The organism is Paenibacillus sp. W4I10 (assembly GCF_030816325.1).
Lineage (GTDB): Bacteria > Bacillota > Bacilli > Paenibacillales > Paenibacillaceae > Paenibacillus > Paenibacillus amylolyticus_B.
The window spans coordinates 3,935,188-3,950,285 of sequence record NZ_JAUSXX010000001.1; the positions used below are offsets into that span (position 1 = coordinate 3,935,188).

The 15,098-nt window shown below is 47.9% G+C and carries 14 protein-coding genes; 4 read left to right on the top strand and 10 right to left on the bottom strand.

Annotated features, from left to right (window positions below):
- Nucleotides 1-2: 2 nt before the first annotated feature.
- On the bottom strand, nt 3-1,520 hold the full coding sequence (locus QF049_RS17785) for a TROVE domain-containing protein (RefSeq protein ID WP_307539311.1): 1,518 nt from the start codon (nt 1,518-1,520) through the stop codon (nt 3-5).
- A 368-nt stretch (nt 1,521-1,888) separates the two neighbouring features.
- Here QF049_RS17785 and QF049_RS17790 point away from each other — a divergent pair, with 368 nt between their 5' ends.
- Both QF049_RS17790 and QF049_RS17795 read left to right on the top strand, forming a co-directional pair.
- Complete coding sequence (locus tag QF049_RS17790) at nt 1,889-3,244, top strand: helix-turn-helix transcriptional regulator (protein ID WP_307539313.1); 1,356 nt, start codon at nt 1,889-1,891, stop codon at nt 3,242-3,244.
- Nucleotides 3,192-4,076, top strand: coding sequence for a WYL domain-containing protein (locus QF049_RS17795; protein ID WP_307539315.1), 885 nt, complete (start codon nt 3,192-3,194; stop codon nt 4,074-4,076). The genes QF049_RS17790 and QF049_RS17795 overlap by 53 nt, the downstream gene beginning before the upstream one ends.
- A gap of 257 nt (nt 4,077-4,333) precedes the next feature.
- Here QF049_RS17795 and QF049_RS17800 read toward each other — a convergent pair whose 3' ends face one another.
- From QF049_RS17800 to QF049_RS17825, 6 genes are all read right to left on the bottom strand, one after another.
- Nucleotides 4,334-4,837, bottom strand: coding sequence for an LURP-one-related family protein (locus tag QF049_RS17800; RefSeq protein ID WP_307539317.1), 504 nt, complete (start codon nt 4,835-4,837; stop codon nt 4,334-4,336).
- Between the two features lie 184 nt (nt 4,838-5,021).
- Nucleotides 5,022-5,762, bottom strand: a complete 741-nt coding sequence (locus tag QF049_RS17805; RefSeq protein WP_307539319.1) for a hypothetical protein — start codon at nt 5,760-5,762, stop codon at nt 5,022-5,024.
- Nucleotides 5,759-6,457, bottom strand: a complete 699-nt coding sequence (locus QF049_RS17810) for an ABC transporter ATP-binding protein (protein ID WP_307539321.1) — start codon at nt 6,455-6,457, stop codon at nt 5,759-5,761. The genes QF049_RS17805 and QF049_RS17810 overlap by 4 nt, the downstream gene beginning before the upstream one ends.
- Nucleotides 6,450-6,836 carry a GntR family transcriptional regulator gene (locus QF049_RS17815; protein WP_091015665.1) on the bottom strand — a complete coding sequence of 129 codons (387 nt, stop codon included), beginning with the start codon at nt 6,834-6,836 and terminating at the stop codon, nt 6,450-6,452. Before QF049_RS17815 ends, QF049_RS17810 begins: the two co-directional genes overlap by 8 nt.
- Before the next feature lie 223 nt (nt 6,837-7,059).
- Nucleotides 7,060-7,923 carry an aldo/keto reductase gene (locus tag QF049_RS17820; RefSeq protein WP_373428351.1) on the bottom strand — a complete coding sequence of 288 codons (864 nt, stop codon included), beginning with the start codon at nt 7,921-7,923 and terminating at the stop codon, nt 7,060-7,062.
- 46 nt (nt 7,924-7,969) lie between these two features.
- Nucleotides 7,970-8,527: an STM3941 family protein gene (locus QF049_RS17825; RefSeq protein ID WP_307539327.1), complete on the bottom strand. Its 558-nt coding sequence runs from the start codon at nt 8,525-8,527 to the stop codon at nt 7,970-7,972.
- 395 nt (nt 8,528-8,922) lie between these two features.
- Here QF049_RS17825 and QF049_RS17830 point away from each other — a divergent pair, with 395 nt between their 5' ends.
- On the top strand, nt 8,923-10,932 hold the full coding sequence (locus tag QF049_RS17830) for a S9 family peptidase (protein ID WP_307539329.1): 2,010 nt from the start codon (nt 8,923-8,925) through the stop codon (nt 10,930-10,932).
- A 132-nt stretch (nt 10,933-11,064) separates the two neighbouring features.
- On the opposite strand, the gene QF049_RS17835 is transcribed toward QF049_RS17830, so the two are convergent.
- Nucleotides 11,065-11,754 (bottom strand): stalk domain-containing protein, encoded by a 690-nt coding sequence (locus QF049_RS17835; protein ID WP_307539332.1) that lies wholly within the window; start codon nt 11,752-11,754, stop codon nt 11,065-11,067.
- Nucleotides 11,755-12,164: 410 nt separating this feature from the next.
- Between QF049_RS17835 and QF049_RS17840 the strand changes: the two genes are divergently transcribed.
- Nucleotides 12,165-13,358, top strand: a complete 1,194-nt coding sequence (locus tag QF049_RS17840; protein WP_307539334.1) for a MalY/PatB family protein — start codon at nt 12,165-12,167, stop codon at nt 13,356-13,358.
- A 182-nt stretch (nt 13,359-13,540) separates the two neighbouring features.
- Here QF049_RS17840 and QF049_RS17845 read toward each other — a convergent pair whose 3' ends face one another.
- Together QF049_RS17845 and QF049_RS17850 are read right to left on the bottom strand one after the other, a co-directional pair.
- Nucleotides 13,541-14,152: an ABC transporter ATP-binding protein gene (locus QF049_RS17845; protein WP_307539336.1), complete on the bottom strand. Its 612-nt coding sequence runs from the start codon at nt 14,150-14,152 to the stop codon at nt 13,541-13,543.
- Nucleotides 14,142-15,098, bottom strand: a complete 957-nt coding sequence (locus tag QF049_RS17850) for an ABC transporter ATP-binding protein (protein ID WP_307539338.1) — start codon at nt 15,096-15,098, stop codon at nt 14,142-14,144. Before QF049_RS17850 ends, QF049_RS17845 begins: the two co-directional genes overlap by 11 nt.

A 15,098-nucleotide genomic window follows, 5' to 3' on the forward strand; every position in this document is an offset into this window, starting at 1 on the left:
GGTCAGTCGCCTCCAAATTCCCGCAATTCAATATCCATCGCTCTCACCCGATTCGCGAGTGTATCATATCCTGCCACAGTCTCGGCAATATACGTCAATACCGTTTCACTCCAACCGTAGATGTAAAAGGTTTTGCCATCCCGTGGCGGTACCATTGCCTGCCGATAAGGTGCTATATCCACAATAAATGCCTTCAACTCCGGATTCATCATCCGGCGATATCGCTCAAGCTCGGCATATAACGGGCTGCCTTCATTCTGCTGTTCATCGGTGATCATAATGATCTGATCCACTTTTTCTCCGATATCCCGAAGTTCCCGCACCGGTCGACCGGTGTCTGTTCCACCTTGTGCACGAATACGGTGAGCTTGGGAAAGAATGCTTTCATTCATCTTGGGACGAGCATCTTCAACCATATGGTCGAATAACCAGAACAGTGCGTTACCTCCAGTTTGTTTATAAAGCGCCAGCGCCAGTACCGAACCAATCCGTAAATAATCCCCTTGCATGGAACCGGAACGATCCAGGAAAATAGCCGTTCTTCCCGGCAGCGTTGGCAGGTTGCCAATGGATAGCTCTACCGCTTGTCGCAAAGCATCCCGCAACTCTTCCCTCGCAATCATTTCATATGCACTGGCGAATCGGAAAGGCAATATGCGCGACTTACGCAGGGCTTCTGCATCCGTTAAACGACCTGTTACGTAATCGATATTTTTCGATTTTTCAAAAACTCCCGCGCGATCCATTGCGTTCAGATGACGCAGCAACGCAAAGGTCGGCATTTGTGACATTAACGCCTCCCACACCGTACGTGTCGGTTGCATGATCGAGGTGACCACCGAATACGGAAGTTTACCTTTCTCGATCAGATGCATCCGGCTTGCGGGGTTGGGCGTAGCTTTTAGTTCTTCCAGCGCTTGTAACTGCGGCAGTTCCGTAAGATCCACCTCATGCCCGCGCAAATAACGAAACAAGGATTGCTGCTTCATATCTATCGGCTTGGGATGTGCTGTAGCGATCATATCGCCCAGACTGTATCCACGCCCACGCCCGTTGTATTTGATCGCCCAATACTCAGTAATGCCGTTCAAAAAGAGACTCACCTGACGCTTCACCGCTCGGCCGCCCTGCCCCCGACCCATTCCTCTCAGAATGGTCAGAAAATCGGCCAAATCAGCCGGCGTCTGTACGACTTGGGAGAACACCTTTGCAAACTGATCCGCGTCCACCTTGGACAGAAATGCCAGCCCGTATAGAGGCTGTAACCGCATCAAACCTTCATTACGAGCATAGACCAGCGCCCGCGCCATAAACCCTGCATCGACCTCAGCCATCTCCTGATGACTGACCATCGCATCGTGCATCAGTTGCTGGGTATCTGCATAGAACGTATTGTTTAATGTATTGGTCATCAACATCTGTATATATTGTTCCTCCACCAATCGCTCATAGGCTCCGTAGCCCCCATGATTACGTGTCGTTGGCTGAGGTTGATTAAATAATTGTTTGGCTCTGCTCATCACTCATGGCCTCCCGGTGTGAGTCTATTGGCTGTTCTTTCATAATAAAATGTTCCGAGGAAAAAGGTGGGAAGGTATAATACCCGCTCTACCGCTGAGCTACACCGCCATGAACGGCGGCGATTGGATTCGAACCAACAACCTGGTCGATTAACAGTCGAAGTAACCCTCCCTGGCGCCTCGGAACCTTGATCCACAGTGCTTGTTGCTGCCCCGCTTCACATCCTCATTATGCCTCACACATCTGCACGCGAACATGGCGAAAGTATGGCGAAGAATCATTTTCTGAAATTGCAATCTTCACAAGTTTAAAATGAAACCCGCCACTCTTCCTGCTACAATGAAGGGATAACAAGGAGTGAATGTTCATGGCAAGAGAGAGTTTTGACAAAGAAATTCAGTTCTTACGCATGTTATCCCTAACAAGCGGTGCGTATAACCGCAAACAGTACGCCGAACGGCTTGGCATATCCGTACATACCTTTGATAAAACCAATCGCAAATTAAAAGAAATCATGCAGACCGTCGCTGATCAACGCCCAGGTGCCGAAGCAAGCCGGGAAATGGCGGATCTCGTCCGCTTCCAGTATGGAGAATCGGCTGAACCCCTGCTGCTCTTCCTCTTCCGCGCCAAGTCGATGAAAGAGACTGAAGTTCAGCGACTTTCTGTCCTTCTGCATACCTTACAACATAAAACTTTGACCGCGATGGAACTGCTGGACGCCTGCTGTGCTGATCTGCCGGAAGACCTTGCGTTACCTGACGAGAAAACCATTCGCTCTGATCTGAAGTATCTGGAAGAGGTTGGGGTTATTCGAAAAGAGCCTGGTGGCAGACCGTATCGATATGCCTTGCAACAGGATGTCCTTACCGAATTAACAGTGGAGGAACAGCTGGAGTTGTATGATTTTGTGGATATGATGGCGAATACTCAGGTGCCTTCCGTACAGGGATATTTATTGCGGGACAGTCTGAAGAAAGCCATTACGGCAAGTTTTCCACAAGAAGAAGCTACCGAACCCTATATCTATAAGTATCACTATTACTCTCGTATCCTGGACGAAGCTCATCTCTACACGCTGCTTAGTGCGATTCGTCAGCGCAAGCGTGTGCAGTTTCTGTACTTTTCACCGAAAAAACCATCCAGCTACAGTTCACAGAATACGAATCCACGCTTTGAACGGGAAGCAGGTGGTCGAACCAACCGGATCGTTCCCCTTGAAGTGGTCTATGACCATCAGTATGGTCGTTGGTATGTCATTGGATATCAGGGCCGCCGCGGCTTTGTGAAATTCCGAATGGAAGGCATAACCCAACTGGAGGAACAGGACTCCGTAGAAGAGGAATACATGCTCGAGTTGAAGCAGCAGTGGACTGACATCAGTCGCTACAGTTGGCTGGTAGATACGGGGAATACCGTGACGGTTCAAGCTCGCTTTTTCCACCCGGAGCGTGGTCAGCGCAACTTCATTCTGGATCGGGTTCGTCTGCAAGGTCAATGGGGCAAGATCATACCCGAAACGGATCATACCTCTCTCTACGAAATCCAGGTCAACGGTACCACCGAGATCAAACCGTGGTTACGAAGTTTTGGCTCCAGCTGCGAAATCATCGCACCTCAGAGACTACGCCAGGAGATGATCAAGGAATGGAAGGAGATTGCGGAATATTATGAACCTGTTCGAGAAGATGTTCAATTACCAGATGATGACCCGACTGAATGAAACCGGACTGTTCACCTGGACTTCACAGGAACGGGCCTGGCTTCGCATGATGCTGAATCACCCTGCCGCAAGAGAAGCCCTGAGCGCTGTAACGTTGGATAAAATGCACAACATGCTGAATGGTGAGCAGGACCTGAACCTTCAGGATTATCTGACCGAAAAAGCCAAAAGTGAGGAAAACAGTGTCTCTCATCCACTTCTTAGACAGTTACGACTAATCATTCTGCATCATCAGGGATTTCGAATGACAGGCCGCGTCCGTAATGGACGCACGAGTCATGATGAATTTGGTTTCCCGTATAAACTGGAGTATTCCATGGTCAAAAAAGAATGGTACGTGCTCTGGTACGCGCCTCGCTTTGACAAACTCATGTCTACCAAGCTGCACAGCATCGTTACCGTGGAAGCTCAACCAGTTGAGCCGGATACCGCTTCTGGCTACACTGCCCGAATTGCTGCAATTACAGAGAAGCGCAAAACGATCATCACCATCGAAGTATTGCCTGAGTTCAATCAGGAGCTGTCCCGAATCCTCTATGCCTTCTCCTGCTTCGAAAAACAGGTCGAGTACCTGGAAGCCAAGCAGACATATCGGATCGAGCTGACCGTTCCGCGCAATGAGATGGATTACGTCTTATCCAAAATGCGTTTTCTCGGAAAACGGGTTCGAATTGCTGACCATCCAATGCTGCGGGAGCGGATGTCCGAGACAGCTGCCAAGGCATTGGCTCGTTATGCGGAAAAAGAACCTGATAAACATTCCGAACACTCCAATGAAGTTCAGCACCGCCAACCCGAGGAAAAACCGCTCGCAAAAGCCGATGGTCATTGATTTCGTAAAAGTCGGTTAACCAAAACCCTTTGCGCTCAAAAACAATCCCATATAAAAAAGGTCTGGATGATCTCATCCAAACCTTTTTACTGTACTTACTTGCTGGTAAAACGGGCCGTAACCCTATGATCAACCAAGAGCTTTATCTCCTGTTACTTGCGATCCAATTCCTGTTTCTGACACATTCGCATGATCTGGTTCAACCGGTTCTGAAACAACTGCTTTGGCCAAGAACACGACGAATCAGCGCTACCTTATTACGTACCTCCACCATTGCTGGCAGCCGAGTTCCGTCTTTTATTAATGGCGTGCACGCCCATGACTACTGCAATTAATTCATACGTGTCCAGTTGTTCCGACTGGTTATCCAATACAAATGCCCCTGAACTAAACCAGCCACTGGTGCGACGGAAACTGGCCACGATGCGGCCACCACTGCCACTTATATCATATTCCTGCGAAAATGCTGGAGCAGACACATCGTACGTACCACGCGATCCTGCATCATACTCATACTTTTTGCTGAAGAAACTAAACCTCGCTCGCAATACTCCCAAATGTCTCCCATCGGCTGCAGTGATATCCCAACGATTGGTTAACATGCGGAATTTGCCGCTGCAGACCAATCCCGAGTTATCGGATACATCGAGCGAAGAGCCAAAAAAACTTTTCAAATCCAGATGTCCTGCCTGTTCCTGATTCGGATTCATAATCTCGGTGTAACCCGCGTTAAAAAAATTATCCCTGAAGTATAGTTCCATAATACGTTCTCCTTTCCCTTACATATCCCCTTTCGTTCTCTTTAGCCTAGTCTCACATTGTACACACATTATATCTATATTTACGTATAATTAATGGGGTTGGATTCAAAAATCGGATCATCACTGGATGTAAAAAAAAACGAGCAACCCTGGTTGCTCGCATCACGTTCAAGTTATCCTGTCATCAGACTTCAACTTTTTTGTTGTTCAGATAAATGGTAGCCCACACCAAGATAACTGCTACGATTACTTCAAATATAGTGCTTCCCCACATGCCGTCCGACCATAATACGCCATTGGCTGTGATTGCAATACCTGTACTTTCTTCGGTGTAACGGAACATCTCATTTGGACTGAAGCGTCCTGTCATAATCATATTCTCCAACCAGCCAATCAGATTAACGAGGACTAAGAATGCAACGATTCCGATCCACGGCCCGGTTCTCCAACGGAAGCTGCCCGCAATCGAGATCGAAAGAAAGATGATGACAGTCATAAATACTATAACCCAAGCGATAAACAGCAACAAACTAATATAATCCGAAACATGCAGACCCGAAAGATCTATATTGGTAACCATGTTCATTCTGAGTTTCATTGAGATATAGATGTAGGCATGAGTTGTGAATATAATAACTAATCCCAGCCCGCAAAGAGCTCCAAAGATCAAAGGAGACAACACATGGGATAGCCCCGTTACGGGTAAAAGACGGCGATTATAAGAGCGGATATTGGACGTGTATGTTTTGATCATTTTCACATAAATAGCCACCCCTACCCCAACATAACCCATAATGCCAAGCACAACCCCTGCGACCTCAGACATGAAAAGGGAAAGCGCCACTTGCGCAATAATCAAAATAACCAGCCCAGCCAGCAGTGTATTCCAGTTCCTTCTAAAGTCATACTTCAATAATGTCATCATTCCGCATAGACCTCCTTGAACATCTCATCCACACTTTTCCCATACTTCAGACGGAGCGTTTCCACTTCTTCCCGCATCACCAGCTGACCTTCACGAATGAAGACGACTTCATCAAAAATCCGTTCGATATCATTCACCAGATGTGTGGAGATGATCAGACTGCTGTCTTCATCATAAAATTTGACGATCGCATCCAGAATCTTGCCACGCGCAACCGGATCTACTCCGCCAATCGGTTCATCCAGTAGATACAGACGAGCCTTACGGGATAGCGCCAGTGTTAGTTGTAGTCTCTCATTCATACCTTTCGATAGATGCCGCACCCGATCACTCTCGACAAGGTTCATGAAATCGAGCATCTCCCGTGCCTTCTCCTCGTCAAAATCAGCATAGAAATCGCGGTAGTACGAAATCGCATCCCGCACTTTCATCCACTTCTCGGTTAATGGACGATCCGGCATAAATGAAACCAGTGACTTCGTCTCCAGCCCAACAGGCTTACCTGTGACTTGAATCGTTCCACTGCTCGGATGCAGCAAACCTGCAACCAGTTTCATGAGCGTACTTTTGCCACTGCCGTTGCTACCCAGCAAACCTACGATTCGGCCAGGAGCAATATCCAATGTGATATTACTGAGCGCTTTCTTACTGCCATATGTCTTGTTAATCTGGTTCAGTTCAAGGATGTTACTCATGCGTTTTTCCTCCCTTTCCTTCCGCAACGGCATCGGCTACGATCGATAAGATATCCTGCTCTTCAATCCCCAGTTCCTGCATTCCGGTCAGAAAGCGTTCCAGCAATTCACCGGCCATCTCTTTTTTGATCGTCATAATCTTCCGCTCCTCACTTGTCACGTATCTGCCCAAGCCCCGTTTGGTTTCGACCACTTCTTCTCGCTCCAGTTCCTGAAATGTCCGTTGTACTGTATTGGGATTGATCTGTAATTCAGCCGCCAGTTCACGAACCGAAGGGATTTTGTCACCTGCCTGAAGTGTCCCGGTTACAATCTGTCTCTTGATGTACTGCATAATCTGCAGATATATTGGTAAGTTGTTATCAAATTCCATAGTCACAAAGCACTCGCTCCTCTCCGTACTGGTGTGTTAGTTAAATAGTACACTAGTAAAATAGTGTTGTAAAGCCCATTTGTTAAAATATATATTCGCTTAATTGAAGGGCAAGCTTCCGCTATCGATATCCATACAAATAAAGAGCAGATCGTGAAGATCTGCTCTGCATAACATTATTAATCGTATTGTTATCTTATTCATATGCTTATCCCATAAAAAGAGCCAGCTACACGATATCCAAAGGTACCTTACCTTTAGGCGCAGGGAATGCCTCATCCAACCGGGTGAGTTCCTCTTGTGTCAAAACGATATTCACTGCTGCTGCATTGTCTGCCACATGATTCAGCTGTACCGCCTTGGGAATCGCCAGCACATCTCCATCCCTGATCACCCAGGCTAATGCGATCTGCGAAGTCGTAACTCCTCGACCCTGTGCAATCTCCTGAATGACGGGATGCTCCAACAATTCACTTCGAAGTCTGCCACCCTGAGCCAAGGGACAATACGCCATCACTGGAACATGCCGTTCCCGCATCCAGGGAAGCAGATCATGTTCGATACCACGCGAAGCTGCATGGTAAAGCACCTGATTCACCATGCACTGAGACCCCTCCGGCAGACTCCATAACTCCTGCATATCCCTTGTATCCAGATTCGATACACCCCAGCGAAGGATTTTACCGGATTGCTTTAATTGTTCCAAAGCCTCAACCGTCTCTTCGAGTGGCACTCCCCCTCGCCAGTGGAGCAAATACATATCCAGATGATCTGTACCAAGACGCGTAAGACTACGCTCACAGGCCGTAATCATCTGCTTGCGATCCGCATGATGGGGATACACTTTGGATACGAGAAAAACTTCGTCACGATGGCCCGAGATGGCCTTTCCCGTAACAACTTCTGCCCCACCTTCTGCATACATCTCCGCCGTATCAATCACGGTCATTCCCAGTTCAATACCGGAACGCAGTGCCCGTATTTCTTCTTCTTGGCTGGATTGCTTCTCTCCCATGTTCCATGTGCCTTGCCCTATCGCAGGCAGGGCAGTTCCATCCGGAAGTAGAATTGTGCGTGTCTGATTATCATGCATCATCTATATTCCTCCATTCTGAAGACTTATGGACATTCTGACCTCTCTAACGATGGTTATACGAATCATATATCATGTTATCACTCACATGTCTCCAGTGGCTCATCATCATGATATACAATTGATCCAGTGGCACTGTGAGGCTACTTTGGGCAACGCTGATGGTCGCATCGACCATATTGCTGTTGACCGTCATCAATTTGCGTTTCATCCCGTTCTGGCGATCCAGAAAGGCTTTCTCGTCCCGCAATTTGACCCCGATCATTTTCTGTCCCATTAATTCATACATAAAAATATTCTCAACGTCTCTCCAGGCCACGGCTCCTCCTGCGGTATAAGAAGATGCATCCACAAACCCATCCTCATCGATTACAAAAGAAGGTTCCTTCTTAATCATCTTTACCAGACTGTAGCAGAAACATAGCCCAAAAAACAAAATGGATAGAAGTCCAATCACATCCGAAAGGATGGAATCATTCGTACCTGAAGAACGATCAAAAATCAAAAAAAATCCGGCTGCCACAAAAAGTGCCGCCCCTGCCGTAAGCCACGCCATTCGTTTCCGGTTTGGATATTCTACATGCTGCTCATAGGATGTGCTCAACGTGACGTTCCTCCTTCATTACGACTGAATCATACGAGTTCTATATAAACGAATGGCTATGAACCAAATACCTGATTGTAGAACAGGAATTGCATTGTCCATTAAACCAAATTCACCGAAGTTAAACATTAAATTAAGACCATTTTTCATCATTTCTGCGCTTATTCAACATTAGGATTCGTCATCCTTCGAGCAATTCCTTTTAACACACCTATATGAATTGAACTAAAGAATTTTTACATGGGTCACTCCGATGACAGAACAACCTTCCGATCGCTGTTATAAAAGTCTCCCCTCCCATCCTTAGTCATATTGTCCTGTCACTTGCTTTCCGTTAATATAAATGGAAAGGTTAGGAAATTAACCAATTCTAATTCATGGTGGGAGGACAAACAATGATGAGTCAGCGCGGCATAACATCGGAAGATCTTTATCAGATTACATGGGTTAATGATCCAACTCCGTCCCCTCAAAGCGGACAACTGGTATATGTAAGCCGGAAAACGAATGAAGCACGTGACGGTTATTGTTCTCACCTGAGACTGCTGCATCTGGGGAGTCAAAAGGACAGGCCCTTTACCTCTGGTGAGAAGGATCATTCCCCTGCCTGGTCGCCCGATGGGTCTCAGCTGGCCTTTTTAAGAGAGGTTGACGGGAAATCCCAAGTGTGGATTATCGCATCAGATGGCGGAGAAGCACAGCAAATCAGTCATCTGAAACATGGCGTCAGTTCCCTGCTCTGGTCACCAGATGGTCATACCATACTTGTGAAATCATCCGTGAATATGAGCGGAGATGAAGAATCAGAACATACAGATCCTATAGACGATAAACCCAAACTGCTGCAAGAACATGTCGTAGACCGGATTCGCATGAAGTCAGATGCCAGTGGATTATGGAACGGTCGCCGTTCCCACCTCTTCGCTCTCGCACCGATCGATGCGGAAGCAATTCCTGTAACTACAGGTCATTATGACGTTGGAGACTATGCCTGGTCCCCGGACGGAACATCCATCGCTTGGATTGCACAGATGCCCGAAGATGGCGAGGATCATAACGATTACACCCTGACCAATCATGTGTACCTTGCCAAGGCAGACGGATCAGATGTGCAGCAGTTGACCCAAGAAGGATATACGTTCAGCCGACTGGCCTTTGCACCGGATGGACAATCCATTGCACTGCTCGCCAGTGACCGTTCCTATGGAAATGCCACACTTGTGAAGTTGTACACCCTTCAGTTATCAGGTGGTGAACTCGTATGTCTGAGCACCGATTGGGACGTACAGTTGAATCACAGCATTGTTGGCGACATGCGATCACATCTGACAACTACGGGGCCTGTATTCAGCAGGGATGGTTCATCCATCCTCTGTCTGGCGACTATCCATGGTAGTGTACGCATCGCCAAATTCGCACGAGACGGCAGCAGTGCCGACTATATATGGCCTGACGAACGGGAGATTTATCAATTTGCCGAGTTGGAAAACGGGCAGATCGTTGCTGCTGTTGCCGATACACAAAATCCTGGTGATCTCTATATGTATGAACAACCGGAAGATCCCGGGGTAGAACCGATTCAACTCACCCGCAGCAATCCACAGTTTGAGGATGAGATCCACCTTAGTACACCGGAAACCTTCTGGTTTAATTCCTCAGATGGCCTGCGTCTGCAAGGATGGATCATGAAACCTCATGGCATGGTCGATGGGGTCAAAATCCCGACCATTCTGGAGATTCATGGCGGCCCACACATGATGTATGGTTTTACATTTATGCACGAGTTCCAGATTCTCGCCGCACAAGGCTACGCTGTTGTGTACATTAATCCACGCGGAGGGCTCGGATACGGGCAGCAGTTTGTAGACGCATGTCGCGGAGATTACGGTGGTGGCGATTATCGCGATCTCATGGAGAGCGTGGATTATGCCCTATCCCAATATGAGTTTATCGATGAATCCAGATTGGGCGTAACCGGGGGCAGTTATGGTGGCTTCATGACCAACTGGATTGTTGGACACACGGACCGCTTTAAGGCCGCTGTTACCCAGCGTTCCATCTCCAACTGGCTATCCTTCTATGGCGTAAGTGACATTGGATATTTCTTCACGGAAGATCAGATTGGGGGTAACGCGTGGGATGACACGGAAAAGCTGTGGAAACATTCCCCGCTCGCTTATGTCGGCAACGTGAGTACTCCGCTGCTCATTTTACATGGCGAACAGGATCTGCGGTGTCCAATTGAACAGGCCGAGCAATTATACATTGCGTTGAAACGGCGTAAGCAGACAACAAGGCTCGTTCGTTTCCCAGGCGCCAACCACGAGTTGTCCCGTGGAGGTCACCCTCACTTGAGGGTACGCCGTTTGGAGCATATTGCCGGATGGTTTAACGAGTACCTGTAACGGACTAATATTTAGACTATTAATTCAGAGAGTATAGAACCAGATATGGATTCAACCCTAAAAGCCGTCCAATGAAATCTGTAATGATTTCAACGGGCGGCTTTGGTTGTTCACCTTTTATAGAAGGAAAGATTACTCTTCGCCCCACACTACGGTGATTTCATTCAGATCCTTGTTGGTTGCAGACACCGAACCTGTGATGGTTACGGCATATTTCCCATCTTCACGACCCACGATGCTGAAGCCGTCTGCCTGGATATCCTGAGTGTTCTGACTCAAGTTTTTGGTCTGGTAGTAGTCTTTGTAGGATGTTCCAACGGTTAGCAACGTTTCTTTGGTTGTGTACGTGAGCACTACTTTTTTGTCACCATCCAATATGTTCTCAATGAGACTTGTTGCCTTCGCATCCTTCGGTAATGGGAAATCTGCTGGCAGATACTTGGACTTCACGCCTGCCGCCTGTGAGTTCGTGCCTGTAGATGGTGATGTCGATCCACTGTTGCCTGTGGATGTGGACCCACCAGAAGAGCTTGAAGAGCCGATGCTTACTTTATTGTTTTGGGAATCATACTTCACTTCGGTCTTCAACGCATCGGCAATCGAACGAACGGGGAGATATGTACTGCCTTGATATGTAATTGGCGCAAGCTTTTTGCCCTGGTCACCTGTCGGTGTAAATTTCTGTCCGTTCACTTCGATGGCGAGCCCATGGTTCAGATAAGCTTTGATCGTCTCCAGTTGTGTACCTGCAAATACACCTGCCGATCCGGTTAACACCATGCCAAACACACCCGCAGCAATCAACCACTTTTTGCTTTTCATCCCTAAACGCCTCCTGTGTTCCAATGTCAGCCTTATGCAAAATACGATTCAAGACGATCGCTCGATTTATGCAAAAGGCTCATGTAGTTATCTCATCATGTATGGGTACGAGCTTATTCGGATAACAGCCCGTTGTTCCACCAAATGTTAGCAATATAATAGCATCTGACAAGAGCTTGTAAACGATAAATGGATAAAACAGGGCCAAGGGCGTACAAAAATAGTCTTTGTTGTATGCCTGCTGTTCTCTCGCTCGTTAATTTGTTCTTATATGAATAAAGTCCCGAAATCCGGATCATACATATGAAGCTAATCATTTATGCACAACAGTTGCGAAATTAACCAATGTATTAGATAATGATTTGTCGATTTGTGGTCGAAGGAACGGAACTCAAGGGGGATTAAATACGATGAATAACAATAACAGTACATTTGACCAGTCTATTAACCGGATCTCTACCGGATCAGAAAAATGGGACGCGCTTGAGGAGATCTTCGGCGCTGCTGATGCGCTTCCGATGTGGGTGGCCGATATGGATTTCGCTGCTCCACCATCCGTCATTCAGGCCCTGCAAACACGGATGGAGCACGGGATTTTCGGTTATACAGTGCGGACTGAAGCGTATCATGCCGCTGTTGCAGGTTGGATGGAACGGCGCCACAACTGGAAAATTAACGATGACTGGATTGTGTTCACTCCAGGTATTGTGCCCGCACTCAGTATTGCTGTACAACGATTCACTCAACCGGGAGATGCAGTGGTCATCCAAACTCCGGTGTATGCGCCCTTCTATGAAGTAGTACGTGGTCAAGGCCGTGAACTGATCACCAATCCTTTGGTAGAGAATAACGGTCATTACACGATGGATCTGGAACAACTGGAAGCCAGCTTACAGACGGGGCGGGTCAAAATGATAATTCTGTGCAGCCCTCACAATCCGGTTGGACGGGTATGGACTCGAGAGGAGCTTGAAGGGCTCACGTCGCTGTGTCTGCAATACAACGTACTGATGGTTTCAGATGAAATTCATGCCGATCTTGTTCATCAGCGCGGAACTCATACACCACTGACCCTGATCTCGGACGCCGTCTCTGATCTAAGTATCATCTGTACGGCTCCAAGCAAAACGTTCAATATTCCTGGCCTCTGCACATCCAATATCATCATCCCCAATGCCAAGTTGCGGGAATCGTTCGCGCAGGGTGTAAAAACGATGGGACTTGCCAGTATCAGTACGTTGGGAGCTGTTGCAACTGAAGCTGCATATAACGGTGCCGAGGAATGGCTGGATGAGTGCCTTGCCTATATCCGTGGAAATATGGAGTATGTACAGCAATATGTTGCGGAACATATGCCTCAGATTAAAATGCATCTGCCCGAAGCGACCTATCTGTTATGGATGGATTTCCGGGAGCTGAATATCCCACATGCACAACTATGCAACATGCTGCTTCATGAAGCAGGGCTTGCTTTCAATGACGGGAGTTTCTTTGGAACAGAGGGTACAGGGTTCATGCGTATTAATGTAGCCTGTCCACGTTCTACGGTTGAAGAGGCGATGCGCAGGTTATCTGTGTTGTTAAGCAATGTGTCGGGCAAATAAGCTGTCAATTACATCTATGTATGTTGCGAACAGAACGTGTACTGTTCGTTAAATGACGAATATTTGTCAAAAGGGTAAAAGGGGTGCCCCGTAGTCAAGTCCATGACTCACATTCATGGTCAATGACTACGGGGCACCCCTTTTGTATTCGATCATTTTATTTATTCAAAACATAATTAAAATTACAGTGACATCGATACCGGCATCGGTGTAATTCTATCGCACAACCTGTTCAGCAAATCCCGATCATGGCTTATGATCAATAGCCCCAGATTACGCTGGCGAGCCACCCCCATCACGGTATGCCAGATCTGTGCCTGAGTGATGGCATCCAGCATGGTTGTCATCTCATCTGCGATCACATAACGTGTCGATGTACCAAGTGCTCGTGCCACACAGAATCGTTGCAGTTCCCCACCGGATAATTCACTCGGTCTGCGGTCAAGCCAAGCTTGCTGAATCCCCAAAGCTTCGAGCAACTGCTCATCCTGCACGGCCACCTCCTGAAGTACACGACGCATCCGCCAGCGTGGATTCACAGCTTTCTCCGGGTGCTGAAACACCAGCTGAACCGGACATACTCCTGTACGAGGGAGCGGTTCTCCCTCCAGTAACACTTGTCCTGCCACGGGTTCGGCATATCCTGCAAGTATGCGACCAAGGCTTGTTTTCCCACAACCACTTGGTCCCCACAAGCCAACCACTTCTCCCTGTTGCACCTGCATGTTCATCTGTTGGAATACCCATGATTTCTGATCATAACGATAACTTACCTCCCGTGCTTCAAGTGACATGGAAACACCTCACTTCTCCGCCCCGTACCTTACGAAGCTCTGGACGTTCGCGGGTACATGCAACGGTTGCTGCGCTACATCGGGGAGCAAATGAACATCCTGTGGTGATCTCTTGACCTGCCAACGGCTGGGAGCCTGGGAGTGGCTGAAATCCGTTCTGCGGCAACGCATTCCAGAGCGCTTTTGTATAAGGATGGCGCAGACGTTCTCCATTCCCTTTAAAATCATCAACCTGCGCCGTCTCTACATTGGCCCCTGCGTAAAATACAGCGATGCGATCCGCTGCCGTCAGGGCTGTCGTGATATCATGAGTAATCCACAGAATTCCTACACCTTCATTCGCAAGCTTGCGAAATTGCTTCATTGTCTCGGCCAGTACTTCGGGATGAATGCCTGGTGTCGGCTCATCGGCAATGATCAGCTTGGGCTGACCTGAGGTTGCTGTAGCCATCAACACCCGCCTTGCCATACCTCCGGACAACTCAAACGGGTATTTCCCAGCTGTTCCTTGAGGAAGATGATAACGATCCGTCAGCTCCTGCTCCGTCTTTTTCAAGTGGGTTTGATTCATGAATCTACGCTTCCTTCCCAAATCTCGAGTTATCGGCTGAACTTGCCTCCCCACCTTCATCAGCGGGTCCAAATAACTGACGGATTGCGGGATTAACATCAGCTCCTCACCACGCAGATGAAGCTGCCGCTCTGGAGTCAAAGGCTCGCCACTATAGCTTATTCTCCCCTCCAACCTGGCATTGGCAGGCAGAATGCCCATAATGGCCTGCGCCAGCACACTTTTACCTGATCCGCTTGCGCCTACTACAGCCATGATCTCACCCTCGTTTATGGAAAGATCCAGATTCTGAATGACATAAGTCTGTTCGTGCCCAAACCAGCCGCGAGCGCGCCGAAATGACACCGATACTCCCTCAATATCAAGAAGAGCCAT

Coding starts and splice junctions, on each gene's coding strand:
- QF049_RS17820 (WP_373428351.1), bottom strand. CDS start 7,923: ATGCATGATAATCAGACACGCACAATTCTACTTCCGGATGGAACTGCC.
- QF049_RS17800 (WP_307539317.1), bottom strand. CDS start 4,837: ATGGAACTATACTTCAGGGATAATTTTTTTAACGCGGGTTACACCGAG.
- QF049_RS17850 (WP_307539338.1), bottom strand. CDS start 15,098: ATGGCTCTTCTTGATATTGAGGGAGTATCGGTGTCATTTCGGCGCGCT.
- QF049_RS17845 (WP_307539336.1), bottom strand. CDS start 14,152: ATGTCACTTGAAGCACGGGAGGTAAGTTATCGTTATGATCAGAAATCA.
- QF049_RS17790 (WP_307539313.1), top strand. CDS start 1,889: ATGGCAAGAGAGAGTTTTGACAAAGAAATTCAGTTCTTACGCATGTTA.
- QF049_RS17830 (WP_307539329.1), top strand. CDS start 8,923: ATGATGAGTCAGCGCGGCATAACATCGGAAGATCTTTATCAGATTACA.
- QF049_RS17840 (WP_307539334.1), top strand. CDS start 12,165: ATGAATAACAATAACAGTACATTTGACCAGTCTATTAACCGGATCTCT.
- QF049_RS17835 (WP_307539332.1), bottom strand. CDS start 11,754: ATGAAAAGCAAAAAGTGGTTGATTGCTGCGGGTGTGTTTGGCATGGTG.
- QF049_RS17785 (WP_307539311.1), bottom strand. CDS start 1,520: ATGAGCAGAGCCAAACAATTATTTAATCAACCTCAGCCAACGACACGT.
- QF049_RS17810 (WP_307539321.1), bottom strand. CDS start 6,457: ATGAGTAACATCCTTGAACTGAACCAGATTAACAAGACATATGGCAGT.
- QF049_RS17805 (WP_307539319.1), bottom strand. CDS start 5,762: ATGATGACATTATTGAAGTATGACTTTAGAAGGAACTGGAATACACTG.
- QF049_RS17795 (WP_307539315.1), top strand. CDS start 3,192: ATGAACCTGTTCGAGAAGATGTTCAATTACCAGATGATGACCCGACTG.